Annotated in this window: 19 protein-coding genes and 1 pseudogene; 5 read left to right on the forward strand and 15 right to left on the reverse strand. The window is 60.0% G+C overall.

From position 1 onward, the window contains the following. Positions 1-62: 62 nt before the first annotated feature. The 8 genes from AB4Y32_RS31920 to AB4Y32_RS31955 all read right to left on the reverse strand — a co-directional run bounded on the left by AB4Y32_RS31920 (position 63) and on the right by AB4Y32_RS31955 (position 10,902). Complete coding sequence (locus tag AB4Y32_RS31920) at positions 63-527, reverse strand: hypothetical protein (protein ID WP_368725141.1); 465 nt, start codon at positions 525-527, stop codon at positions 63-65. 38 nt (positions 528-565) lie between these two features. Then, positions 566-2,335, reverse strand: a complete 1,770-nt coding sequence (locus AB4Y32_RS31925) for a PQQ-binding-like beta-propeller repeat protein (RefSeq protein ID WP_368725142.1) — start codon at positions 2,333-2,335, stop codon at positions 566-568. Continuing rightward, the gene (locus AB4Y32_RS31930; protein WP_368725143.1) at positions 2,332-4,107 is read right to left on the reverse strand and encodes a hypothetical protein; all 1,776 of its coding nucleotides are present in this window, start codon (positions 4,105-4,107) and stop codon (positions 2,332-2,334) included. The genes AB4Y32_RS31925 and AB4Y32_RS31930 overlap by 4 nt, the downstream gene beginning before the upstream one ends. Positions 4,108-4,137: 30 nt before the next feature. After that, positions 4,138-5,301 (reverse strand): PHB depolymerase family esterase, encoded by a 1,164-nt coding sequence (locus tag AB4Y32_RS31935; protein WP_368725144.1) that lies wholly within the window; start codon positions 5,299-5,301, stop codon positions 4,138-4,140. 210 nt (positions 5,302-5,511) lie between these two features. Continuing rightward, positions 5,512-6,954 carry an alkaline phosphatase family protein gene (locus tag AB4Y32_RS31940; protein ID WP_368725145.1) on the reverse strand — a complete coding sequence of 481 codons (1,443 nt, stop codon included), beginning with the start codon at positions 6,952-6,954 and terminating at the stop codon, positions 5,512-5,514. 21 nt (positions 6,955-6,975) lie between these two features. After that, the gene (locus AB4Y32_RS31945) at positions 6,976-7,536 is read right to left on the reverse strand and encodes a hypothetical protein (protein WP_368725146.1); all 561 of its coding nucleotides are present in this window, start codon (positions 7,534-7,536) and stop codon (positions 6,976-6,978) included. A gap of 77 nt (positions 7,537-7,613) precedes the next feature. Further along, positions 7,614-9,206: a S53 family peptidase gene (locus tag AB4Y32_RS31950; RefSeq protein ID WP_368725147.1), complete on the reverse strand. Its 1,593-nt coding sequence runs from the start codon at positions 9,204-9,206 to the stop codon at positions 7,614-7,616. Between the two features lie 85 nt (positions 9,207-9,291). Next, positions 9,292-10,902, reverse strand: a complete 1,611-nt coding sequence (locus tag AB4Y32_RS31955; protein ID WP_368725148.1) for a S10 family peptidase — start codon at positions 10,900-10,902, stop codon at positions 9,292-9,294. A 1,183-nt stretch (positions 10,903-12,085) separates the two neighbouring features. Here AB4Y32_RS31955 and AB4Y32_RS31965 point away from each other — a divergent pair. After that, complete coding sequence (locus AB4Y32_RS31965; protein ID WP_368725149.1) at positions 12,086-13,213, forward strand: pepsin-like aspartic protease; 1,128 nt, start codon at positions 12,086-12,088, stop codon at positions 13,211-13,213. 665 nt (positions 13,214-13,878) lie between these two features. Continuing rightward, a complete protein-coding gene (locus AB4Y32_RS31970) occupies positions 13,879-14,472 on the forward strand; it encodes a response regulator (RefSeq protein ID WP_368725150.1) in 594 nt (197 codons plus the stop codon). A gap of 7 nt (positions 14,473-14,479) precedes the next feature. Here the strand turns inward: AB4Y32_RS31970 and AB4Y32_RS31975 are convergent. The 4 genes and pseudogenes from AB4Y32_RS31975 to AB4Y32_RS31990 all read right to left on the reverse strand — a co-directional run bounded on the left by AB4Y32_RS31975 (position 14,480) and on the right by AB4Y32_RS31990 (position 17,452). Next, positions 14,480-15,174, reverse strand: a pseudogene (locus AB4Y32_RS31975) (IS6 family transposase). 124 nt (positions 15,175-15,298) lie between these two features. Continuing rightward, positions 15,299-16,201 (reverse strand): hypothetical protein, encoded by a 903-nt coding sequence (locus AB4Y32_RS31980; protein WP_368725151.1) that lies wholly within the window; start codon positions 16,199-16,201, stop codon positions 15,299-15,301. A 23-nt stretch (positions 16,202-16,224) separates the two neighbouring features. Beyond that, positions 16,225-16,371 (reverse strand): hypothetical protein, encoded by a 147-nt coding sequence (locus AB4Y32_RS31985; RefSeq protein WP_368725152.1) that lies wholly within the window; start codon positions 16,369-16,371, stop codon positions 16,225-16,227. A 55-nt stretch (positions 16,372-16,426) separates the two neighbouring features. Further along, positions 16,427-17,452, reverse strand: coding sequence for a DNA-binding protein (locus AB4Y32_RS31990; RefSeq protein WP_368725171.1), 1,026 nt, complete (start codon positions 17,450-17,452; stop codon positions 16,427-16,429). On the opposite strand from AB4Y32_RS31990, the gene AB4Y32_RS31995 reads away from it, so the two are divergent. Both AB4Y32_RS31995 and AB4Y32_RS32000 read left to right on the forward strand, forming a co-directional pair. Next, entirely contained in the window at positions 17,334-18,656 is a 1,323-nt protein-coding gene (locus AB4Y32_RS31995; protein WP_368725172.1) for a tyrosine-type recombinase/integrase, read from the forward strand. The genes AB4Y32_RS31990 and AB4Y32_RS31995 overlap by 119 nt on opposite strands. Before the next feature lie 124 nt (positions 18,657-18,780). Beyond that, complete coding sequence (locus AB4Y32_RS32000; protein WP_368725153.1) at positions 18,781-19,050, forward strand: DUF1488 family protein; 270 nt, start codon at positions 18,781-18,783, stop codon at positions 19,048-19,050. A 516-nt stretch (positions 19,051-19,566) separates the two neighbouring features. Here AB4Y32_RS32000 and AB4Y32_RS32005 read toward each other — a convergent pair. Continuing rightward, the gene (locus AB4Y32_RS32005; protein WP_368725154.1) at positions 19,567-19,845 is read right to left on the reverse strand and encodes an HU family DNA-binding protein; all 279 of its coding nucleotides are present in this window, start codon (positions 19,843-19,845) and stop codon (positions 19,567-19,569) included. Between the two features lie 309 nt (positions 19,846-20,154). Here AB4Y32_RS32005 and AB4Y32_RS32010 point away from each other — a divergent pair, with 309 nt between their 5' ends. Further along, positions 20,155-20,598, forward strand: a complete 444-nt coding sequence (locus AB4Y32_RS32010; protein ID WP_368725155.1) for an SET domain-containing protein — start codon at positions 20,155-20,157, stop codon at positions 20,596-20,598. 616 nt (positions 20,599-21,214) lie between these two features. On the opposite strand, the gene AB4Y32_RS32015 is transcribed toward AB4Y32_RS32010, so the two are convergent. Together AB4Y32_RS32015 and AB4Y32_RS32020 are read right to left on the reverse strand one after the other, a co-directional pair. Next, the gene (locus tag AB4Y32_RS32015; RefSeq protein WP_368725156.1) at positions 21,215-23,257 is read right to left on the reverse strand and encodes a helicase HerA-like domain-containing protein; all 2,043 of its coding nucleotides are present in this window, start codon (positions 23,255-23,257) and stop codon (positions 21,215-21,217) included. After that, entirely contained in the window at positions 23,254-24,516 is a 1,263-nt protein-coding gene (locus tag AB4Y32_RS32020) for an SIR2 family protein (RefSeq protein ID WP_368725157.1), read from the reverse strand. The genes AB4Y32_RS32015 and AB4Y32_RS32020 overlap by 4 nt, the downstream gene beginning before the upstream one ends. Positions 24,517-24,548 lie beyond the last annotated feature (32 nt).

The raw sequence follows: 24,548 nt of genomic DNA on the forward strand, positions 1-24,548 counted from the left end.
TCAGGTATCACAAGCAGTTTGCTTCCAATAACCGATCCTGCCTGCCTGCGTACAGAATGACGTTACTGCTCCTCTTTCAAGCCATCCGCTTCCAACGCTCGTAATCGGTCTGCATCGAGCGCTTGAGGCCAGGCTCCCGAGAACAGCCGAAACAGGATCGCGCCGACTGATAGCCCGAGCAACGCAAGCGTCGCGCTACTCACGCCGTCGGCTATTGCATCATTCACCCCAGCGCCAGCCGCAAGATTGTCGAGACTGAGCACCGCCGGCAACACATTGATCCAGCGTACACCTACGCGCGCAGCAAGTCCGAGCAGCACCGCGCAACACAGCCAGATGGCCAACGCCGGAGGCGCCGGTACCATATCGCAGCATACAGCGCCTGCAAGCGATCCGCACATATCCCAGATGCCAAATGCGAGCGCGAGCTTGAGTCTAGTGCTCCAGGGGAGCGCTGTGATACCGACGATAAGGCAGCAAAGACCGCTGTCGAGTCCGAGCACGAAGGTCGAATCGAGGATGTTCATGTGTCGCTCCAGAGAAACGCGCGCACGCGCACGCTCACTCAAGCCAAGGTCAGCACGAGAAGTTCACCGCCATAAGTCGGGACCAGCACGCGGCCATCGACAACGATCGGCCGGTTGAACTTCGGATGAAGCAGATTCCAGTTCCAGTCCTGCGAGTCCCATAGCGGCACGATCTGTCCGCTGCCGTCGGCGTAGCGTCCGAAGTCTTGGGCATCGTAGGCGAGCAGGCGCGAGTTCGTAATTGTCATGTTGGCGTCGCCGTACGGGATCATCGCCCAGACGACAGCCGAGTCGCCGCCATTTGCGGACAACGCGATGCTCCACCCGGGCATGCCCCCATAAGGCTTCGTGCATTCGGGTGATGCGTAGGCCTCGCTGCATGCAAGATAGGCCGACGACTTGTCCGCGTTCAGTTGCCATGCGCGCAAGTTGCCGTTCTCGCCACCACAGTAGTGCATCCATCCGCGTGCGGCCGACTTCCAGACAATTGGCGTGCCGTGCAGATGATGCGTGCGTTGCGCAGCGTACACGTTGAGCGCGGCGGGGTCGGTGGGCGCGGGATTGATGGAAGGATCGAAGTAGGTATAGAGAATGGGCGGGGCAGCCAGTTTCGCAAAGTTCGCTGCTACATGGGCCGGTGCGAGATCGGCTTGCCTGGTATTGCCAGGTTGATCCAGGCGGATCGTATATAGGATGCCATCCTTGCCGGAAACGAGCGCGATGCCGAGATCTTCGATCAACACAATGCCGGAAGCACCCAGATCCTGATCGGCCCACGTGTCGCCCATGGCCTCCATCCCGAGGCTTGCCAGATATGGCCCTACGCGAAAATTCGACGGCATGCGCTCCGGCAACAGCGCGGCGACAGCTTCCCCGCCCGGGTTCTTGCCGAGGCGGCCATCATCCGTCCACGGAGTCCACCAGCCTGTCACCTCGAACTTGCCATTCACGTTGTTTGCAGGCGGCGGCACATAGCGAAGGCGCGCGACACTCTCACCGAAATCGACGACGCCGTCGAACTCTCCATTGCCCGTCACGAGCCAGATCGAACCGTCGCTTTGAATGGCCGGCCCCGATCCGCTCATCCAGATCCCGCCCCCGCTTCCACGCGCCGTCGAGCACCAGGTGGCCGTCTGTTTCCAGCTACGCGTGTCGACCGCGATCAGCCAGCCGTGCGCTTCATTGTCGGATTCGGCAATCGTGCCGAACGGCACGAGCACGATCCCATCGACAAGCGCGAGTGCGGCGCGCTGCTTGCGCTCCAGCGACCTGAATGCGAGCGGGTGCAAGTTGTGCCCCGGATCGAAAGTCGCGCCCTCGAAGTCAATTGCGGGATGCGTCTCCTTGCCCGTTGCAATATCGAGCGATGCGAGGTAGTGGTGTCCATCGGCCCACTTTCCGCTCGGACTGGACCAATAGCAAACGTACAGGCGGTTCGTCGACAGATCGATGACGGGCGTCGATAGTATGCCCCAGTGGTCGTTGATCAGGTGCTGGTCTATCGCTTTCGCCCTTTTGACCGGTGGGCCGAGAGATGTCCGCCACAGCACTGATCCCGTATCGGCATCCCACGCATAGACGCAGTTTCCCATCGTGGCCTGGAAGATCGTGTCATGTGTGCCGCCACCGACTCGGGCACCGGCAAGATAAAGCGGCTGCGCTTCGAGCTGACGATCGTCCGGCGTCTTTAGCACGAGTGCCTGCTTGATACCCCGCGCACGAACGGCGGCAGGCGTAAGCACGGTCTCGTGCAGTTGCGCACCCGAGCGGGTGCCATCGAACGAGCGGGTCGTAACGGAGACGTTCATGGCCGACTCTCCTCCATGTGTTGCGCACCGTTATATGAGACGGTGATCTCATAGGGTGCCGTTCCAGCAAGGCCGGTGGCCCGCGCGCTCAGGGTATGCCACCCTTGCTCGCGGGCGCTCGCCACGAGCGCCGCCATAGCTTCGCCGTGGCGGATGGTCTTGCTTGCGATCACCGCGCCATCGAGCGGGGCGAGTTCTAGCACTATCGATGCGCCAGGCACCCAGGCTGCCCCGTGAAGTTCCAGAGCCGCGCGTATCGGACTACCCGGACCGGCATAAACCCGCGATACGTTCGCTGCGCCGTTTCTGAGCGCGGGTATATCGAGATCGTCGGCACCGAAAAAGGTCTGTGACGTCGAGCGCGGCTGCAACTTAAACGCGGCATCAAATCCCGACCGTGAGAACGCAACGTAGCTTTGTCCCGCAAGGCGTGCGTTTGACGGTAACGTCAAGCTTGCGCGTCCCTGCGCATCGGTCTGGATGTCCGGATGCCTGCCCGTGTAATCGTGAAGACGCACGTTTGCGCCGAACGCTGTTTCGCAGACGATTTCGTGCCCGCTCGTCGGGTCGAAATTGAGCGCTGCCAGAAGACCCGGATGACCCGTGCGTTCGAGCACGATTGCATGGTCATCGAGATATCTCGTAACCGTATTTCCGGAGGCAAGGTTCTCGTGGATCCATATCAGATTGTCGATCCATGGCTTGAGACCATATGCACCGGGCCACACGTCGTTGCCGAAATAGTCCTTGCCATAGACGAACGGGTAGCCCTCCGTGGTGAGCAGGAAAGCATATGCGAGCAGCTTGCTGGAAATAATCTGCTCGCCCGGAGACGTATCGGTGTCAGGGTTATCAACGAAGGTACAGGCGAGGAACGGATTACGGCTCGCATAGCCCGCACCGTTGAGCGCGGCGACGTTGCCACCGTCGCATGCGGCCTGAAGCGCCCAGTGCAGTGTAAAGTCCGCGACCAGCGAGCGTGACTGCATCGGCGGTTGCGTGGCCCATTCGTCAAGCAATTCAGGGTTGCCGTCGAAGTATTCGGCGTAAGCGAATTTTGACGCCATCGACCTCGAACGCATGAACTGCGACACGAACGGCGCCCATGTGCCTTTGACATCGTCGAATCGCATGCCGTCCGCGTCCGTGGTCCGAAAGAGCCAGTCTCCGTAGTCGAGCGCATCGCTTATCGTGTAGCCGGCGGGCTCGCATTTTTGATAGACCTTCTCCCTGCCGAAAGGAAAATCGTCTCTAGGCGCAGGGACTGCGTCTTCGGGACGAAACGGTGGAATGGGATCGTGATTGTCAGTGCCGCCACGAAAGCACCCCGGCTGCATCGGCCCGCGACCATTCAGGGTGTGACCATCCGCGCCCAGATAGCGGAAAGTACCTGGGCCACCGTTTTCCCCTATCAGTTGATGAAGGACGACGTCAAGGTACACATCCAGACCGGCGGCATGACAGCACGCGATCAGCCGGCGCAAGGCGTCAGCGCTTCCATAGCGGGTCGGAATGCTTCCCTGCTGGGGTTTGTCTCCGAGATCGCGCGGGTCAAACACGCCATAGCCATCGCATCCGGCGTCTGCGCCACCTTGCGCCTTGCTCGCGGGCGGCAGTTGCAGAGCCGTGAAGCCCGCACGACGCAGGTTTCCTGCCGCGCCTGCAAGAAAATCCCAAAGCCAGGGCGCCCCCGGATCAGTGTCCGGCGCAGGAACCGTGACCTTCTCGCCGCCCTTCATGAAGCGGCCCCATGCGATGAGTGCAACACCCATTACACTCTCCTGCAGGCACGCGCGACTACGTCAGCGGGACATCTGCGTCTGTGACGACGACGTCGATACTCCCGCCCGAAGGTTGTTACCCAGGAACCAACCCATCACGTAGTCCGGGTAGTCGATCCCGCGTTGAGCAATCCAGAGTCCGCCTTTTTTCGTATTCGCTTGCCCGGTGCCGGCAGGCCAGGCATGCCCGATGTTCTTTGAAACCAGAAGCGAAATCCGCTCTTTGCCATCCTTCAATGCGACCTGCTGTGTACCCAAGCCGTTTTGCACATCCTGCTTCGGCCCGAGGCTATCAGCATCATAAATTCGCCTGAGAACCTCGACGTTATCGTCGCTCCAACGAATGCTTACCACTGCCAGCTGCCCAGGGTGCATTTTGTCGAAAGACGTGTTGAGATCAGTGTAATCGAACTTTTCGGCGGGGCCGTCCTTGTCCATATTTCCGTATGCGATGCTGGTGATCTGGGTAGCCAACGCAGCGTCATTGGGTTGAGCGAGCGATCTACATCTGGCAACCGCAACGTCAACATTGATGGGCGGAGGCTCCGAAGTCGCGAGCAACTGGGAACTACCTACCGACGGACCCGCGATTGCTCCAATGCCGGCAAAAATCTGAGGCGCTTCGCATCCAATTGCAAGCGCTATCGCGCCGCCCGAAGACAACCCGACGAGATAGACCTGATCAGAGTCGATGTTCAAAGCCGCGTTACCTTCGATGTCCTTCGTTAGCTTGATAAGATCGCCCATGTTCCCGCTGGCGTCGATGGCTCCATCATAATTCCAGCAGTTATATGGAGGACCACCATAGTTATCGGCGCCAACATAAGGTACTGCGACTACGACGCCTCTAGCCTTCGCAAGCGTATCCAGGTTGCCAAACTTTTTGAGTACGGTATTCGTTTGCATGCAGCCATGCAGAACGATCAGCAGACCGCGCTTGCCATTCGCAAGTGTCGCGGATGGCGTGAAGATCCACGTTGGATGATGCTCGATAATTTGCTGACTGGTGTTCCAGCTATTCATGACGGGTGTGGCAGAACCTGCTTTTGCGTGGAGCTGTGCGTTGCCAGTCTGCCCCAGCCCCGCCAGCAACAGTGTGAAGATCGTCAGAACTAGTCGCCTGAAGACGGCGGGATAGTCACAGCCCGTCCCGTTAGCAGTTGACCGCCAGTGATCCACTTTCATGACTCGCCCCAAAAAACATTTTCATGTTACCCGTCAAGCCGGAATCCAGCCATCGATGCGTCATACGCGCCGAGTACGCACGATACTTTGAAGACGAAGTAACGTGTGCCGCTTTCTAACTTCTCAGCGATGCGGTTGCGTTCTGAGGCGGGTGATCATGAGTTGCCGCATGAATCAGAAAAATTGTTTGTGCATCCCGCCGACTTGTTCTCAGTTCTTGGCATTGACATTTTCGCGCTGGCGCTGCGCCTTCCATGCTTCCGTTCGCGTCCGGATGTACTCCGTGCAGTCCTGACTCGTCTTTAGCGCAGGCATTTGAGCGTGGGCGTGGCCCTGATCGTCGGCAACCGGCAACTGCGATACGAGTTCAGCGTGAATCATTTGCAGATGCGAAGGCGCGTCGCCGCCAGGATAGGACGTACCGGACGTCGGTACGGTGACGCCGGCGAGCGGGTCATCCGTACGGGGTGTTGCAAGCGTGAACACGCCGCTCACATCCTGGGCCGCCGCATCGCGGGCGGTAAGCGCCGGCATGCCCCATAACGTCTGGGCAGTCTTCAGAATGCTCGTGTGGTCGAGCGGCATCGTTCCATCAGGCACACGGAATACGGTACCCGCTTCGATCCAGGGTGATATCAGCAAGGTTGGTACGCGCACCCCAAAGCGCCTGAAATCGAATCCGTACTCGCCCGCAAGCGAGTCGGATGGCACCGCGTTAGATGGCGGAGGCACGTGGTCATAGCATCCGCCATGTTCATCGTAGGTTATGACCAGCAGCGTCTGGTTCCAGTCAGGCCCCTTGAATACAGACTGATAGACGTCGTAGATCAGCTGCTCGCCGAGCGCGACATCGTAGTTAGGATGCTGGCTGTTTCCCGAAGAACCCCAGCTTGGCTCCAGGAAGCTGAATGCGGGCAGCGAGCCATTTTTTGCAGCCGACTGGAAGTCACTGAACAGTCCGAAGTGGGACTCAGGCGCGTTAGTCACATCGGGGAAATTATGCCGCGTAAGCGGCGGTGTGTCGTACCCGTAGATGGCCCAACTCTGTCCGGCATCTGTCAGCCGTCCAAAGATGCTGGGGCATGTGAAGGTTTTCGCTACGTCGTCCATGTGTCCCTGACTCGTCGCTGCGCAGGCGAAGGCACGATTGGGCATGGTTTCCGTCGGTACCGGGGCATACCAGTGATCGCACACGGCGTAGCCACGCGCAAGCCCTGAGAGCACCGGGAGCATGTCCGGGGTGAAGACGCCCATGATGTTCTTCTCGACCGTACCCGGCAGGATCGACCTCTTGCCCGCCTCCCACTGAAGCGTCTTTGCAAAATCCCGCACGAATCCGCCGTTATCAGGTGCTCGCGTCGACGAGGGCGTTGCCGCGCCGAACAGCTGTATGTTCGTTGCGACGTAGCCCTCACCCGGATCGGCTCCGGGCATGAAATAGGCGTTCTCGTCCGTATGGACAATCTTGTACACGGGAACGCCGTTGCCGGCGCTGTCCGTGTTCGTCTCGTCGCCCGTGAGTCCTTCGAAGGGTTGCCCGCCCGTCGACCGGTTGCCCTGGTCCGCGTACAGAAAGCCCAGCATCTGATCGAACGAACGGTTTTCCAGCATCAGCACGACGATATGTTTGACTGAGTTGAATGCAGCGTTCATGGCAAAGGCCTCAGCTGGACATCACAGAATCGGTTCCGGACTGTCGCCGGGAAGCAGGAGTTGGCACACCTGGCTGAACTGGTATGCGCTACCGGTCGAGTCGAGATCGAACACCCACACCACGTCGAACCGCTCTCCCGGCCACGTTTGCGGTGCGCTCGTGTTGCCGAGTATGGCGTTGGCGATCAGAGGAATATGCTTGTGCTCCCAACCCACGAGCACGACACCGTTGCATGCCATCGCAGCCGTCGCGAGTTGTTGCTCCTGACCGACCGAATAGGACGTATCCACCTGAAGCTTTAACTTCTGCCCAACGACGCTCACCGTCTCTTCTGGCCGTTTGCTGGACTTGCCCGCATCGTCCGATGCTGCAAAGACTTTTTGCGGCTTTGCCAGCTCCGCGCTTTGAAGTTCGCCGCGGCTCGGCGCGAACAGCACGGCAAGCGCGCCAGCGCGATTCCATCCTGCGACGAGCAGCGAATTGACATCCTGTTCACCATCTATCGTGACGCCGTATGGTGGTATGGCACCTTGAGGCTTTTCGCCATGGCGAATCACCATGATCTTTTGCGCGCTTGCCATGTTTTCCTCCTAAGACCGAATGATGCGGGTCACAAAGACGCCACAGATGACGCAGAGGACACAGGCGATGCAGGCTACTATGCAGGCACGGTCGACGAAAGGCTTGCGTTGATCGCATCGAGTAGAGCCTGGCCGTTAGGCGTGCCCCATCCCGACACCGCATCGTATCCGGGACCGGCGCTATAGCCGCCTACACTCGCCGTGTCGTTGTTGCCCGAGACTACATCGGTACACCCAACGGAGCCGATCGTTTGCCCGACCACAGAACCCGAGGCCTGATACAGCATGGGCGTCAGATAACCGACGCGCTTTCCGCTATCGAGCTGGCAATTCATCAACGCGATCAATGCCGCCCACAGTGGGCTCGCGGCGCTTGTCCCGCCATTGGGCTCGGCGTGGTTATCGACGACAAGCAGATAGGGCGAGGCAACCCAGTCCGCGTTGGCAGCGACGTCGGGTATGCAGCGCCCCGTGATGGCACCCGGATTGACTGACCGGATCGTGATGCTGCTTTGCCAGTCTGGGCGCTGAAACACCTCACTGACGGCGCCGCCCGTGCTTCCTCCGGAGTCCGCGCGCAAGCCGTCACCCTCCATCCATACGACGTCCGCGTTCGTGCCCGCCAGATCAACGATGGTCGTTCCGCCGACCGAGAGGACGTAGGGACTCGAGGACGGGAAATCCGCATGCGCGTGGCCATCCGCGAGCCCGTCGCTCGAACCGTCGTCACCGGCCGCCACGCATACCGTGATGCCGAGGTACGCCGCCTCTTTCAGCGTTTCGTTGATCTGCGACATGGCCTGGTCGGACCAGATGTCGGTGCCCTCGGGCGCGCCCCAGCTGATCGACAGCACGCCAGGATTGTTGGTCTTGTCCTGCATTGCGGCGTCCAGCGCGCCAATCATCCCCTGTTCCGTCCACGCGGCGAAATAAACGACGATGCTCGCGCGCGGACACAAAGCCGCGACGACTTCAATGTCGAGCATCACTTCGCCTTCCGCGCCGTCCTTGCTCTCGGTCGATGTCCCGTCCGTACTGATTGCCGTGACTTGCGGAGCAGTAACCTCGGCCTTCGCGCAGAATCTGGTCAGATCGTTCGGGAAATAGCCCCCGCCAAATTCGAGTATGCCGATTGTCTGTCCCGTCCCGTCACCCTGGGGAAAGTGATAGTGCTCACCGAACTGCTGCGGCAGATACCACTTCGGCGTCGACGACGAAAGCGCCTGCCGCGCGCCCGTGTCGCGAACCGGCTGACGACGCCGTCTCAGGGTGCGTCGATTGTCGAGTCCGAACACGCCCTGCACCACATCTTTCAGTTCGTCGGGGATGAACAGATAGCCAACGCGCCCGCGGTAATTCCCGCTCACGTGCGAGTAATTGAAGAGCTTGACGTTGAATGCGGTCTCCATCGCGCTCACCGATCCAGACAATCGGATCGTGCGCGCCCCAGCGCTCGAACTGACCGTCTTGATACCGAAACCCGACATGACCTGCGTCACCTTGTTGATGTCGTCTTGCGACGCGCCATATTGCGCCTCAAGTTCATCCCTGGTCAGCGGGTTGGTCGGACGCGCTTCCAGTTCCGGCAGTGCCTGCTTGCGGCGGAGCTTCAGTGTCACGTCAATGACGCCGTGCAGATTGGCCTGCCCCAGTACTTTTGAACCGGGCATGGCACGTCTCAGGCTGCCGGGCAGCTTACGATGCGATACGTTCACGATTGTCTCACTTTGCGATGCTAACTGTGCCTTGAAAGATTCAGTACGGCGTGCGGCTCAAACGCTTCCGGTATTTTGCGGCGCCCGTAACGGCCTTCTGGTCCGGCCTGATTTTCGCCTTGATCGCCTCGACATGCGCCTGCGCATTGCCATAGAACGATGAGAGATCCGCCTTCATGGCCGTTCGAGATGCGTTGTCGAGATAGACCATATGGCCAGATGGATAGTTGTTGAAGGTCAGATTGCTCTGGATTTGCGCGCTATCAAGCGGCATGTTCTGGAAATTGATCAGGGTCTGGAAGAATGGCGTCACTGCATCGTAGTAACCATTCGCCGAAAACACCCTCAGGTGAGGGTTGACGGCCATCGCAGCGGCCAGATCGCCGGCGGTATAGAGGCTCCCGGCACCGCCCCTTTCCGCGCCCGTCGGATCGACATGGCTGAAATCCCAGTTTTCAAAAGCCAGATCGTTCAGATCCATGAATGGCGAAATGGACGAGTACTGCAGTTCGTCATTGAGATACACGTTCCACATTGCCGTGTAGACGCCACTCACGGCCGCCATCGTGGGATCGTTGCCGCCAGAGTCGGGCGCAATGAATTCGGCAATACCGGTGTCTTCGCCCGTCACGCGACCGTCATAGGCGCCAACGGCCTGCCCTTCGTCAAGCAGCAAACTCGTCAGGAACGCGGAGCCATTTCCCATGGACGGATTGAGCTGCCAGTACTTCAGAACCGTTGGCGGAATGCCAAGCATGTCACTCATCTGCTGGAGGACATCCGGTGCGACGTTGGGGAAGCTGTTCAAAGCATTGACATAGGGCCCCGCCGCGAATGCCTCTACCTGCTCCATGAAGCCCGGCAGATCCGCCGGAGCCGGTGACACGGTAACTTTTTTGTGGAACCAGGCATCGGCCGCAAATGTTGGCAGCACGCCAATCGGGTTGCTGGCCTGCGAATAGTCGAGAATCGACGACTGCAGGACGATTCCGTTCAGATCTACACCGTCTTCGTGCAGCATCCACGTGAGCACGCAGGTGCGCGGTGTCCCATATGATTCCCCAAACAGGTACTTCGGGGAGTTCCACCGGTTGAAGACGGTCAGGTAACGCTTGATGAACTGTTTGATACAGCCTGCGTCTTCATCGACGCCCCAGAAGTCCTTGTTGGTATGTGGCTCGATCGCGGTCGAGTAGCCCGTGCCAACGGGATCGATGAACACGAGGTCCGTGAGATCCAGCAGACTGTCCGGATTGTCTTCGAGCGTATAAGGTGCCGGTGGCGTGAACGCCGGCATACTCGTTTCGATCCGCCTCGGTCCGAAAGAACCCAACAGCAGAAATACCGACGACGAGCCCGGACCGCCGTTATAGAAAAATGTCACAGGGCGCGTCGATGGCGTCGCATCGTCGGCCGTAAAGGACACGTAGAAGAGCTTCGCGCCCGACCGTGAGCTGTAGGTATCGGTCGTCACAAGGTGACCAGCTCGCGCCGTATAAGCGATCGACTTTCCGTTGAGGTCGATTGTGTGGTGTGTGACCGCCGCATTTTCAGTTGCGTCGCTGATCGAATCGTCCGGACCGTACCCGTACGGGGTGGCGTCGGCCAACGGTTCATCGGAAGGGACTTCCATTTTTGCAACTGTGCTCATCGCAGATCTCCGTATCTCATGCCGGGGCGTGTTCGCTTCGCCCGGGAGCGAAAAACCGACGCCCGAACACATACCGGGCTATCGACAAATTTGCGTCGAAACCCTCTCCTGAGTCATCAGTGACACGACGTGCATTGAGCGATGCGAAGGGTTCTCACCCTGATCGCGGTGATCCGTGGATCGCCATTGAGAAGTTACCTGTCAGGCAAGCATAGGACGATCGGGATTCAATTTGTTGAAGATCTTTTACTTCGTGGATGTCCCGAAGTATAGGAAAGTGTCCGTCGATTCCAAGAGGATTTTCGTCGTTCTGTGCCCTTCATCGAACCAACAGATAAAGACCTTTCACATGGCTTCTAAAGGGCTTTCCATACTGGAGCCGTTTTTAAGCGTTGCCAAGATGGTCGCGTCTGGCGTCCCATCGCCGCTGGCGATCGCCCTCTTTGTGGGCGTCAAATTGAGCCTTGACGAGTCCCCCATTGCCTCCATCGCCGACGTACGCTCGGAGGTCGTCCAACCGGATGAAGGACACGGACTGCTTTGCCTTTGGCCTGATCCGAGACGGAGACGTTCGGTGTGCAGGAGGTCGGAGACGAATCTCGGGCATCTTTGATGTGTCAGGCCGAACACTTGAAAGTGTTTGGACTGACACATGTGTGCGTTTAGCGCTGTTGCCTTGAGAATTGGATGATGTGCCTACCCGCGATCGGGCGTCGTTATTTGGTGCGGGCAAAGAGTAAGCCGTCAGACTGTACAAACCTCAGCGCACGCTGTCGCGTTACGCCACGATAGGAGACTCTGGAGGCGGCGCCCGACGCCAGTGCCACGCTTGATCCTGCTTCTGTGTAAAGTCCGTCCCAAAAGGAACAGCAATGAGGAAGCGATCCTGCGAAGGAACAAATCGGTATCCTTCAGAGCGGTATTGTCGAGCATCGTCTCTACCAGCAGCCGCTTGAGTCTGCTGGTCTCTTGCTCACATTCTTTCAGGCGCGGCACGTCAGAGACGGTCACCCCGGCGAACTTCGCCTTGCCTGTTGTAATAGGTGACCTCTGAAATGCCTTCGACACGACGAAAATTCCTTGCCTTTGAGTCTTCTTCGACTATCAATTCAAAAAATGCGAAGGGCATTTCGTCACCCTTGCACCTGCTGACGCAGGTTCTTAGATCAACTCGGAGATCGCTATGTCAAAGTCAGTCCGGATTCCCATCACAAACATCAACATGGACGGAGACTATACCGGTTCAATAACTGTGGGTACAGGCAGCACGGCCAAGACCTTGAATGTGATACTCGACACGGGGAGCAGCGCTCTGGCGGTCAACGGCGATAAATATTCACCAAGTCTCGGTAACGGAACGACTGCGACCAACCTGGCGCAGTTCGACGCGTACGGTGACGGGAGTAACTGGCTGGGGTCGGTTCTAAAAGACACAATACAGATTGGCAACGTGACCGGATCAAGCGTCGCAGTTGCGGTTACCTACCAGACCTCTGCCAACATGTTTCGAGAGGCGGACGGCATTCTGGGGCTGGCTTATCAGGCGCTCGACGATGCCTATTCACTACCTGAAAGCACGTGGCCCAAGAAATATACGAAATCGCAGGTGGAGCACGGTGTGCGTTCTTCCGTTGTTCCATGCCTCATGCAGTTAGCCAACGAGGGAGTGCTTCAGGAAAAGATGGCCTTCCTTACGCGTCGCTCCTTTCTTAAGGCGGGTGTCGATCCGGCCAGCGACCCGCTCAACCAGGGAGTATTGATACTTGGAGGGGGAGAAGAAGCGACCGATCTCTACACCGGCAACTTCCAGATTGCTGCCGTCCTCGCGGACGCCTGGTATAGCACCAATCTGTTGTCGGTAGGAGTAGGAACCGAACAATTCCCTGTTCCGACACGCCCTCAGCCAGGCATGCCGTCCAACTCGATTGTCGACAGCGGTACAAATACGCTCGTACTCGGTCCGACGATCATTGACGGGATTCTTTCTCGACTGCAGGCCCATCAGCGAGAATTGCTCAGGGAATCGATGGGCGGGCGACCGATTCCCGCAACCGCTCTCAACCTGGGACAGTGGCCGTCCCTTTCATTCACGCTCCAGGGGATCAGTGGCGGCCAGAATGTAACGCTCGCCGTGCCGCCACAAATCTACTGGCAAGTTGACGCGCCTGATGTGGGACAGGCGATGGCAGCGATATCGCCTGTGCAGCAGGACGGCGGCGCGATCCTCGGTCTGCCTCTCATGAATGGTTATTTCACGATCTTCGACGGCACGGCTGGACTGGGCGTGATCAAATTTGCTGCAGCCAAATAGCTGACTGGACAAGCGCGTGCTCTTACGCACGCGCTCTAGTTCATTGTATGGGCAACGAGGCAACTGCAACCGCACATACATCACGACAGATGCGTACGCAGGTACACCTCATAATAACGAAAAGGCGAACTCGGTGAAAAATGTGCTTGCAATGTACGTGATCTGGTCTAGCCTAGCCTATACATCTACCCATCTCTTTCCAAGTATCGAGAACTTCCATATGGATCACATAGCAATAGCTTCGCTTCTGCACGCTTCGAGTGCATTTACTTTTTACTGGTCAATTTCATTTAGCATGATTAATGTATTCGTTCGCACTCTATAATTAATCGCCCTGAAAACGAACATGAAAGGTCGACGGATACGAACATAAATCCATAAAATAATTCGTCGATATTTAGACATCCTATTTGTAGTATCGAGAATTCTTGGTTGAAATCAAACTCGGTTGGGAGAGTTAAGATCCCCGCGCACGATTAACACCATGGATTCCCATTGGGCTGTTTCTAATTTGACTCCGCGTCCGTCGCCAGTTCAAACTCATTTGGAAGTTTGGAATATAACTTAAATTTTCTCGCCAGACGAGCCGTCACCTGAGTCGATACGAGCACATCTATCGACGAATGCACGCTGACGACGGCTCGTAGCGTGCATGGAGTATCCCCATGAAAGCCGCCGCTGAGCCGCATCATAGACCGTCTGGAGCGCTCGGCCAAGACGGGCGGCGAATCCTTATCGTGAGCCTCGTGCGCCTGTTGCGCGACGAGTTGACGTCCATTCTGCAGCAGCGGCTGAACGTTTGCACCGTCTTTGCGGTCGCAAATGCAGAGGCCGCCCTGTTAGCGCTGAGCCATTTCGAGCCGACGCTAATTTTGCTCGACGTAGCCACTGAAGACGGGTTGCTGGCCGGACGCCGCCTCGCCGACGCCGTGCCAGGCGTGCAAATTCTTGGCTTCGCCGCGCGTGTGCAGGATCATGACGTGCTGGCGTACGCTAGGGCCGGCGTGACCGGCTTCGTGCCTTGCGAAGCCTCGACACAGGATCTGTTCGATGCGATCGAACGCGCGGGCCGGGGTGAACTACTGTGCTCGCCACGCGTCGCGGCACTTTTGTTCCGCCATCTCGCCGCGCTGACTCGCGCACCGGGAACAGCAGCCAATCCCGACAAACTGACTGTTCGTGAACGCGAGATCATTCGATTCATCGACGAGGGTACTGTCGCGATAAGGTTTGCAGCGCGAACGCGGTCGATACGATAAGGAATGCTTATGCAACCAACGAATAGAAGCGGTCGGCCCGAGTCTGACCGAGAGCGCAGTCTTCCATCTGATCCTTGGCGATCATGTGAATCGTCTCGATGCCGGCGAGCAGAATCCGCGCGCAGCGGAAAGACTTGAAACCCAGCATCGGCCGCGTGCGGCGCTTGATTGCCCGGTGATCCTGCTCAATGATGTTGTTCAGATACTTGTTCTGGCGAATTTTGATCGGCGTTTCACGACCGGCGTTGATGGCTTCGAGGGCGGCCAGATTCGCCCCGCTCTTGTCAATCGTTACGGTGTCGGGTTCACCGTTGCGGGCGATCGATTTCTCGAAATAGCGCTGCGCGGCAGCCTTGTCACGATGGGCTCGCAGCAGGAAATCGATTGTGTTGCCCGCCTTGTCCACGGCGCGGTACAGATACTTCCATTGCCCTTTGACCTGTACGTTTCGTCCATGCGCCAGCTCTTGCCCACCGGGCGTTTGCGACGGCGGAACGCCTTCCCCAGCACCGGTAGCAACTTGATGGCCCAGCGGTGTACCGTCGAGTAATCGACCAAAACACCGCGCTCAGCCATCATTTCTTCAAGGTGCCGCAGACTCAACGGGTAGGCCACGTACCATCGCACGCACGTCAGGATCACATCGAGTGGATAATGCAGGCGTTTGAGCACTCGGGCCACCGCCGGATTCAACGTCGTCATCGAGCTGCAAGTCGTTCATTTCGTCCCGCACATCATAGCCGACCGCGTTAGTGCGACAGAACCTCTTTGCTCGTCCGGCCACGTTCGTGCGTGACGAAATGGTCGGGTCCGCGCAACTCGCGGGTTAGCGGTGCTGCACCTTGCGCGTTGCCATATACGTGTCGAACAGAGCGGGATGCAGGCGACTGAACTCCTGGCGCAGGCTGACCAGTTCGTGCTGGTCGCCTTCGTGCTCCCGACGCAGGATTTCGCCCAGCAGGGCTGTCGCACGCGACGCCGCCTGGTCACGCTGGACCCGCGCCTCACCCAGCCGGCCCGCCAGCGCAGGCTTCGCCAATACCAGCCACGCTGGGAACCAGACATAGTCTCCCGTCTCGCCGAGGCCGGGAAACCCGGCATCGAACTGCCGGCGGAGCGCGTCCAGCGAAGCGTCACCCAGCACGCGCAGCAACGCCGGGAACCGGCCGGGCGCCAGCCACGCCAGCTCTGCGAGCAGGGGCCATGCGGCATCCAGCCCGTCCGTCCGGTAGCGCGCCTCGGTCATCCACGCAAGCGGTGCCGGGATGCGCCACCATGATTCGATGCGCTCGACGGCAGTACGCGCGGCCGCTGCGTCTCCCGCCAGCAGCCACAGCGGCGCAGCATGGCTCCCGGCATGATCGCCCGCGTCGGCGCCGCGAAACGGCAGTGAGGCGGCCCGCCGGGCGAGCGCCCGCCAGTTCGGGGCAAGCCAGGACTGAACCGTCTGCGCAGGCAGCACCCGCCTTGCCGCGGGCACCACCTCGTCCTCCAGATGACGGCAGGCCACGGCCAGTGAAGCGTGATCGGCAAAGGGTGCTGTCGATGCGCGTTCGAGTTCGCCAACCAGCACGGTCAGCGCAGGCAACGCACCATCGTCCGGATATTCGCCCGCCAGCCGTTCGAGGGCCGTTCGCGCGGCCGCCACCTCACGCCGCTCCAGCGGCTCCAGCACGTCGTTGCGCAACATCACGTCGCGGCTGTCAGCGAAGATATCGAGCTGCTGCATGGTCGGCTGTATCGTCATCGCGCTCAGAAAAGCTGCCCTTCAAGCGCGATCAGATTAGACCACTTCACCACGCTGCGGAAGGTGCGGCCGTCCTCGTCGACCGACTCGATGATCACGCGCTGGCCGCTCGCTTCGGCGATCACGCGCACGGTCCGCTCGCTGTAGCGCATCAGCGCACCGATCGGCGGGCAGGCCGGGGCCTGGCGTCGCCTGCGCGGGCGGGGACTACCTGTCATCGCTCTTGCCCCGCTTGCGGCGCGCCGCCGTCTTGCTGGCGGGCGCGGACGCGGCGCGCGCCGCACGCGACGGGCGTGTCGCTGCCGGACGCGGCGCGGTGGTCCCTGCAGGAGCGGTCTTGGCACGGCCTGGCCGGGCCGGGCGGATCTCGCGGACGTCCCCCTGACGCCCTGCCGCAAGCTGCTCATGCAGCGTCACGTTCGTCGCCTGCACGGCATCCAGGCGCCCCTGCAGCACGCCCGCCTGATGACGTGCGTCGCCGAGCTGCGCCTGCAGCGTCTCGACGGCGCGGCGATGCTCTGCGTCGCGCCGGTCAGTGCGCCGGTTCAGCTCATCGAGCTCCTTCTGCAGCTTCGCGGCCGCGCCCCGTTCGCGGTCGATCTCGAGCAGCGCGCGCTTTTCCGTGGCCCGCAGGCGCTCGTCGGACTGCGCCGCTGTTTCGCGCAGCTTCTCCAGATCACGCGAGAAGCCATCGCGCACCTTCTCCAGCTCGCGGTCGCGTGCGACCGCCTCGCTTTTCAGGCGTGTGATGTCGGCTTCCATCGCCTGGCGCGCCGCGTGCCCCTCGACCTGCGCCTTTTCCAGCTCGCGGACCTCGACCTGCGCGGCCAGCAGCGCCGCCGTGCGCTGCTCGAGCGCCGTTTCGGTGCGTGCCAGCTCGCCCCGCGCGGCCGCGACACGCTGCTCGGCTTCGGTGCGCTCCCCTTCCACTTCCGCGCGCAGCGCGTCGAGTTCCGCCTGCGCCGAGGCCGTCGCCCGCGTCCACAGCGTCGCGACCAGCTCGCCGGCCGCGTCACGCAGATCGGCGGGCAGGTCCGGATGCTCGATGCGCACGCGGCTTTTCTCGCGCAGCTCCGTCCAGAACTCGCCGAGCACCGCGGCGGGCGTGCCCATGCTGCCGCGTTTCACCAGCTGGTACAGGCGGTTCGCGGTCGGCGCCTGCCCGAAGCGGAAGAACAGCAGCGCGCAGACCTCGCGGTACAGTTCGCGGGTTTTCGGGACCGCGGCCTTCAGGCGGTCGATCTCGGCCGCGAGGCGCGCGTCATCGGACGGCCATGCGCAGATTGCCGCGCCGAACGACCTCGACGCGATCCGCGCGTGGCTCGCGCGCTTCGCTGACACCCCGACGACCTTCGGGAACTACCGCAAGGAAGCGGAACGGCTGCTGCTCTGGTCGCTGGTGGAACTGGGCAAGCCGCTGTCGTCGCTGACCCACGAGGACTGCCTGCGCTACCAGCGCTTCCTCGCCGATCCGCAGCCCGCCGCACTCTGGGTCGCCGGCGGCGGCCGCAAGCATCCGCGCGGCGATGCGCGCTGGCGCCCGTTCTACGGGCCGCTCTCCCCGGTCAGCGCGCGCCAGGCGATGGTGATCCTCAACGCGCTGTTCTCGTGGCTGGTGCAGGCCGGCTACCTCGCCGGCAACCCGCTCGCGCTGTCCCGCCAGCGCGCCCGCAGGGCCGCGCCGCGCATCACCCGCTATCTCGAGCCGGGCCTGTGGCAGGCGGTGAAGGACTTCATTGCATCGATGCCGCAGGACACCGCCCGGGCGCGTGCCCACTATCACCGTGTGCGGTGGCTGTTCACGCTGCTGTATCTGGGCGGCCTGCGCATCGCCAAGGCCCGCAGCAACACGATGGGCCAGTTCTTCGTGCGGCGCGACGCCGGTGGCACGATGCGCTGGTGGCTGACCGTGCACGGCAAGGGGGACAGGGAACGGCTCGTGCCCGCGACGCGTGAACTCATGACGGAGCTCGCGCGGTACCGGCAGTCGCTCGGGATGACCGCGCTGCCCTCCCCGCATGAGGCCACGCCGCTCGTGCTGCCGATCGGAAAAACGGCAGGGAGCACGGCGGACGGTACGGCGGGACAATCGGCAGGAAGGTCGGCGGAATCGTCCCGGACAAAGACGGACGACCCTCACCGGCCGCTGACGCGGGCCGCGCTGCACGCGATCGTCAAGGACGTGTTTGCGGGCGCCGCCCGCCAGCTGCGCGCACGCGGCACGGAATTCGAGGCTCGCGCCACGCTGCTCGAGCAGGCCTCGGCGCACTGGCTGCGGCATAGTGCGGGTTCGCACATGGCCGACCGGCAGGTCGACCTGCGGCTGGTGCGCGACAACCTTGGGCATGCGTCGCTCGGCACCACCAGCCTGTATCTGCACGCCGACGATGATCGCCGGCACCACGAGACCGACGAGAAACATCGAATCGAGTGGTGAGACCGGTGACGGCCCCGGGCTGAAATCCCGTCAGTTAAACTAGCTGCCTGATACCCGGACTGCATCGCGTATGCAAGAATCCTGGTGACCCGTTCTAACGCGGACGCGTTTTCCTTTTACCGTCATGGAAACCCTGGACCTTGAACCGCAGGTGCTTGCAAACCGTCGTGGCGTCGCCTTTGGACTCGTACATCAGAACGTCACGGTCGAATGCGTGATCACACTTGCAGCACTCGAAACGTATTTCTGGCTCGAACCCCGGGCCAGTGATGCCCGCATCCTGAAGATCTTCCGGGATGGGTACGGCCGCATCCGCGCGATCGCGGGGCGCAAACTGCTCGCTCATCCGGCTCTGCGTCTCGAATTGACGGCGGAGGATTTTGCAAGGCCTTGACCGCCGTGCGTGATGACCGCCGGCTTATTCGATGACGATGCACGATGTGACTGACAGGCGCGCATGGTGATCACCCACATGGCCGCCGACCTCGCACCCGATGTGCTGCATCCGGTCGGACGATGCAGAAAGTGATGAAGCCACCATTCAAGGATGGATGGCACTCCCGCTACCCGGTTGCCGGCCGTCTGTGACATTCGCGACGGGGTGCGCGGCCCCGGCTGCGTTGTGCATGGGCGCCAGAACCGGTCGCCGCCTCTTCCGCTCGTCACATTCAAAAAAAGCCCATCGTCCGGTTCTGGACGGTGGGCCTCAACACGCACCGGAAGTCGGGGAAAACCGCCAACTTCCGGAACCCTGGACGATACCGGACACGCTGCCGTATCAATCGGGCGCATCGAAAAACAACAGGCGGGCGACTCGTCGATCCGGTTGCGACGTCAACCAGTCCCGCAAGACCCGCATCACATGGCCGCGAAGTTCCAATGGCGCTTGAGCGCGCTGGACGCAGCCTGCTCACGCCGCATTCAGGACGTCCTTGAACGCCTTGCCGGCCGAAAACTTCACGGTTTTCGCGGCGGGAATCGTGATGGCCTCGCCCGTCGACGGATCGCGCCCGCTACGTTCGGCGCGGGCGCCCGTCGAAAATGAACCGAAGCCGACCAGCTGGACGGTCTCGCCGCGCGTCACGGCCGCCGTTACGGTTTCGAGGATGGCATCAAGGGCTTCGCCCGTGCTGGCCTTGCTTTCGCCCGTGGTGGCGGCGACCGCATCGATGAATTCCTGCCTGTTCATGTGTGAGCTCCCTCTGATAAAAGCGCCCGCCCAATGCGGGGCAGGACGCTCAACCCTAACGCATGTCTACGGCGCCCGGCAACCGCGCGGCGTTCGAAAAGGCATCGCAGTTATATGACGCTCGTGACCAGGCACTCGTCCTGGCTGACTGACTCTTGGCGAAGCCGGGCCGGTTGTCGCGAACGCCGGACGGTTAGTTGCATGCGAAACGGCACGCCTTGTTGAATACAGGCGATGGCGGCGATATGCTTCGCAACAGAACCGGAATCACGATCACACACACATCCTGCAGGCGGGGAACGACACACAATGCGACTGAAACGCATCACGGCACGACGCTCATCCGTACATGGCAAGGGGGTTTTTGCGCTGCAGCCGATCGCCGCCGGTGAGCGGCTCATCGAGTACAAGGGTGAAGTGACCAGCTGGCAGCGCGCCGCCGCCCGTCAGCGGTCCGAGGCCGGCCACACGTTTGTGTTTGGCCTGTCCGACGGGCGCGTGATCGACGGCAGCCGCGGCGGAAACAGCGCCCGCTTCCTGAACCACGCATGTGCACCGAACTGCGAGGCGATCGAGACGGGCGATCGCGTGTTCATTCATGCGCTAACCGACATCGCGCCCGGCCATGAGCTGTTCATCGACTACGCACTGGTCATCGACGGCGAACTCAACGACGCAGTCAGAGAACAGTACGCGTGCCGGTGCGGCGCTGCGGGGTGCCGGCAGTCGATGCTCGGGGCGGCAGGCAACTGAGACACCTGGCCAACGCGTTTTGCCCGCCCGCATACCATCCCGGCCTTGCTGACATTCTTTTCGGCCACGCGCGACCCGCACTCTCACAAACCTTCGCCGCCGCGTTGACGTCAGTGCGGATGCCACGCCACAGCGAATGGCTGTTCTTTGTGACCCGCAGGCGTCGATCGAGCCGTCGTTGTGCCAAGGGCAAGTATCAGAGCGGAACCGTCATTCCGTGCCGTCACTCGAGGACAAGTAATCGGCCATTGCTGCCATTGCGGCTGCCGGGTTTTACGTCGGCAATGCGCGGCATTGCCGACGGTTGCGATGTCGAGCAGCGGGAAGGCAGCATCCTCCAGTCAGCCACCGCTCGAGATACAACAGGATCAAGTCTTCCTTGATGTGCTCGAGAGGACTACCGCGTGGCCGGTCCACGCGTTCCGTTAGACTCGCGTGCCAACTCGTGACTCGCCCATATCGACTCAACAGTTCACGCCTACTGTACTGATGCTTCGCCTCTTGTACAACGGCTGTATCCGAGTCACCTCGTAACCTGGGGCGAACGAAAATCCCGCTCTGTCGGTTAAGTTGTCACTGCCCTTCCGATTCCCGGCGTCGGGTCAACGACAATGAACTAAACCTGCGAGTACGGATACGCTGGCTTGATATACGCGTGGAGAAACTTTCCTTTCGAATCGGACGCCATGAATTGCTGGTAGATGGGTTCAGGTACGTTGTAGTACTGATACAGTCTTCCAGTTTTGAACTCAACTTCGAGCGTACTGGTAGTCGGCTCGTAACCGACTGACAGCACCGTCGAAGAATCCACGGTCTCTCGCTCCATATTTTCGATCTCCTGTTGTGGAAGCATCGTGCGTATTGCACGCAGATTCGCCCATGCTGGATTTTGCGCACGCCAAGATGCGGCGACACGTTCGTAGCTTTCGGGAAGACGCGGGCTCTGCCAGCGCTTTGCAACCGCCGGGTCTTCGCTGTTCGGACGATGTGCTTCATCGGGAAGGGTGATGCGACACCGGATTGGAAGTCGCGCGGCCTCACCAGTGACGATGGCTTCTCCGACACGAAGGACCGGCAAGCTGTCAACGACGCCAGCCAAGTTATCGGGCAGGGAGGCTTGAACCTTAGAGCGATCAGATGAATTGGAGAGACGCAGCGCGATGAATGTACCGCACTGTGAAAGAATTGTTTCATCGACTTCCGAGGGACGTTGGCTAACCACCATCGCACCAATACCGAATTTGCGCCCCTCCTTCACGATACGTTGGACCATCGCGCGTGCAGGGCCATCCGCCTCTTTGGAGAGGTACCGATGCGCCTCTTCCATCACGACGAGCAGTGGTCTGGATATACCGCCTTCGCTTTTCGCTCGTCCCCAAAACAATCCTTCATAGATTATTTTGAGAATCGCACCTATTAGACGGGCGACCACGGCGCTCGGAATGCCGGACAGGTCGAGGATTGTGATCGGCTTGTCGTGGCCCAGCCACGCCCTGAGGAGATCAGACAAGTCATTCGCCACATTGCCATCAAGGTCTGGCTCCCATGCGCCGGGGTGCAGGAGAAAGTCATACTGCCGGTCGAGCAATCGGGACCGCATTTGATCCAGCGGGCGTCTGATACCCAAAACACCAATCTGATTGATAAATGGCGCAGTAGACCCGGCGCCGTGTGGCCTGTAGCGCGGAGCCCGAAGCGTTTCGGCATCACCTGCAATGTCAAGCGCCGGAATTGTTCGCGGCTGGTCAGCCCACGTCTTTATCTCCGGTTCCAGCAGTTCAAACCAAAGTTTCTTCAAGCTGAACGGCACGGGGCTGTCGGAAGTCATCGAGTTGACATCCAAACCAGCAACCGAACCCTCGTCTACGAGCGCAGCCCTGTAATCGAAAATTCGATCCAATATTTGAGACATCGCCTTGTCGTCGAGCTTACCCATCAGAAACGTAAGCAAATCGACCGGATCGAGAGCCCAAAATGGGATATGTAGCGGCTCCTCGCCGGTGCTCGCATTGACGCGAAAGACCTTCGCAACGGAGCGGAGCGCTTGACCATATTCCCCATGGATGTCGAGCAAGAGAATTCTGGCGCTCGGGAACCCCGCACTAGCTTCGGCCGCGCCCCCCAAAGCGATTGATCGCATGAGGCTAGCGACCGTCGTAGATTTACCAGCCCCGGTCGAACCGAGTACAGCACTGTGACGTGTTACGAGCTTGTCAAGGTCGATACGGACAGGAATGCCCTCAGCGTTCGCAAGACGACCAATCATCACCTGCCCGCCATCCTGCGTGCCATAGATTACTGCTAGGTCTTCCTCTGTGACGAGATGGACTTCGTCGTTAACGTTTGGATATTGACTTATACCTCGTTCAAACGAAGCTCCGACGATCTCGCCAACCAGTTGAATAGTCATCCAACGGTCGCCGCCCTCGGGAATTCCTCGCGACGCCTCTGGCGCCGCATTCGCGCCGACCTCAGCAACGATTCCGTAAAGGTCATGGTATCCCTGCGGGATACGCACGAAACTCCCGACTTGACCGATCCGATAGCTCTTCCCACCGATAATAGCTATGCCGGAAGCTACAGTCGGCGACAGGCGCACGCTGATGGAACCACCTGTAACTGCCCCAACATGCCCAAGTAGTGTCGGCTTCGAATTCATGTGGCACCGTTCGCAGGTGCCGCTGCCGATGCAACTGATGCAGCGTCGGCTGGCACGAGAATGGGTGCGGGAACGACAATGGTGGATTCGGTGGGCGGTGGCGCCGTTGGAAAGTGTTGTGCGGCCCGCGCCGAGGCAAAGAAACGAGCAAGCCGGTCAAATCGGCCAAGTTGGAATTGCGCCGGACCACCCTTGACATCAGAGCCCCAATACGTTGCCCTAATCGCGGACCAATCGCGGGTCGGCAAATCACCCGGCATCCAAGGCGCTGCGATGCCGTTAATCATCGCTTTATCGGGTGAATACAAGCTCATGTTAGCGCGGCGCGCGGCGATGTCACGTGCATGCACCTCTTGGTCCAGTGGCTTGAACTGAAACGCGAAGACGCTTGCAGACGGATTCGCAGACAAACACTCGTCGATTCGCGCGGAGATATGCGCGTCCGCGAAAGAAAAACCAGTCGCGATGAGCAATGTGTCCGGCGTCATCAAGAAGGCACGCAAACGGTCAAAAAGCGCGGCATAGGGCGCTTTCTGTGTCTGGTCGTACTTTAGGTGTTCAGGAAATATCAAGTGTGTTGCAGTACCCCTTCCGGTACGCACCACTTCACCCTTCGTATTGGACGCCCACCCAAGTGAACCGTGAAGCTTCCACAATCGCGTCCAGCGAGGCGGTAAGTCATTGCTTGCCACAGACGACGGGTCGAAGAAAGGCTCGTTGGCACCGCTAAAACCATCGAAATATGGAACGTGCGCACGTTCCAGCGCTTGTTCAAAGAGAAGGTCGTAGTTGGTCGTAAAAATCTCTATCGGATGTTCACGCCCCGTACCGCTGATCCACGTCACGAACTCCGTGTATGGCGACAGACCGTCGTACAGCGGCTTGTTGACAATGAGACCGATTTGCTCACAAATCGCTTCGCTAAGCTTTCTATAGCCGTCCCCGTCCAGATCGTGGACCTTCGCCTTTCCGATCACGCCCGCCAAACTACGAACGCGCGAAAGGATGCTTTCGATATTCGGATTCTCAATTTCCGCGATCAAGGACGCAAGGGTATTGCCATAGGTTTCCTTTAGGGCAGCCAGAATCATTTCGGTCAAGCCCGCCACTGCCGGAATGAGAGGTTGACTACTCCCCGGAGGAAAGGTACCAGCGGGCGCCCCTGCGCCAACCAGCAGGCCAATCCGCTTGCGGCCTTGCGCAATGATCTGCCTCAGACTCGCCATGTACTGGTCTGGATTGTGGATGCTGACGGTCATGTGGTCCCTCGCTTCACATATTCGTTCTTTTA

This window comes from Paraburkholderia phymatum, assembly GCF_040965635.1.
GTDB lineage: Bacteria > Pseudomonadota > Gammaproteobacteria > Burkholderiales > Burkholderiaceae > Paraburkholderia > Paraburkholderia phymatum_B.

Coding starts and splice junctions, on each gene's coding strand:
- AB4Y32_RS31920 (WP_368725141.1), bottom strand. CDS start 527: ATGAACATCCTCGATTCGACCTTCGTGCTCGGACTCGACAGCGGTCTT.
- AB4Y32_RS31925 (WP_368725142.1), bottom strand. CDS start 2,335: ATGAACGTCTCCGTTACGACCCGCTCGTTCGATGGCACCCGCTCGGGT.
- AB4Y32_RS31930 (WP_368725143.1), bottom strand. CDS start 4,107: ATGGGTGTTGCACTCATCGCATGGGGCCGCTTCATGAAGGGCGGCGAG.
- AB4Y32_RS31935 (WP_368725144.1), bottom strand. CDS start 5,301: ATGAAAGTGGATCACTGGCGGTCAACTGCTAACGGGACGGGCTGTGAC.
- AB4Y32_RS31940 (WP_368725145.1), bottom strand. CDS start 6,954: ATGAACGCTGCATTCAACTCAGTCAAACATATCGTCGTGCTGATGCTG.
- AB4Y32_RS31945 (WP_368725146.1), bottom strand. CDS start 7,536: ATGGCAAGCGCGCAAAAGATCATGGTGATTCGCCATGGCGAAAAGCCT.
- AB4Y32_RS31950 (WP_368725147.1), bottom strand. CDS start 9,206: ATGCCCGGTTCAAAAGTACTGGGGCAGGCCAATCTGCACGGCGTCATT.
- AB4Y32_RS31955 (WP_368725148.1), bottom strand. CDS start 10,902: ATGAGCACAGTTGCAAAAATGGAAGTCCCTTCCGATGAACCGTTGGCC.
- AB4Y32_RS31965 (WP_368725149.1), top strand. CDS start 12,086: ATGTCAAAGTCAGTCCGGATTCCCATCACAAACATCAACATGGACGGA.
- AB4Y32_RS31970 (WP_368725150.1), top strand. CDS start 13,879: ATGAAAGCCGCCGCTGAGCCGCATCATAGACCGTCTGGAGCGCTCGGC.
- AB4Y32_RS31980 (WP_368725151.1), bottom strand. CDS start 16,201: ATGCAGCAGCTCGATATCTTCGCTGACAGCCGCGACGTGATGTTGCGC.
- AB4Y32_RS31985 (WP_368725152.1), bottom strand. CDS start 16,371: ATGCGCTACAGCGAGCGGACCGTGCGCGTGATCGCCGAAGCGAGCGGC.
- AB4Y32_RS32000 (WP_368725153.1), top strand. CDS start 18,781: ATGGAAACCCTGGACCTTGAACCGCAGGTGCTTGCAAACCGTCGTGGC.
- AB4Y32_RS32005 (WP_368725154.1), bottom strand. CDS start 19,845: ATGAACAGGCAGGAATTCATCGATGCGGTCGCCGCCACCACGGGCGAA.
- AB4Y32_RS32010 (WP_368725155.1), top strand. CDS start 20,155: ATGCGACTGAAACGCATCACGGCACGACGCTCATCCGTACATGGCAAG.
- AB4Y32_RS32015 (WP_368725156.1), bottom strand. CDS start 23,257: ATGAATTCGAAGCCGACACTACTTGGGCATGTTGGGGCAGTTACAGGT.
- AB4Y32_RS32020 (WP_368725157.1), bottom strand. CDS start 24,516: ATGACCGTCAGCATCCACAATCCAGACCAGTACATGGCGAGTCTGAGG.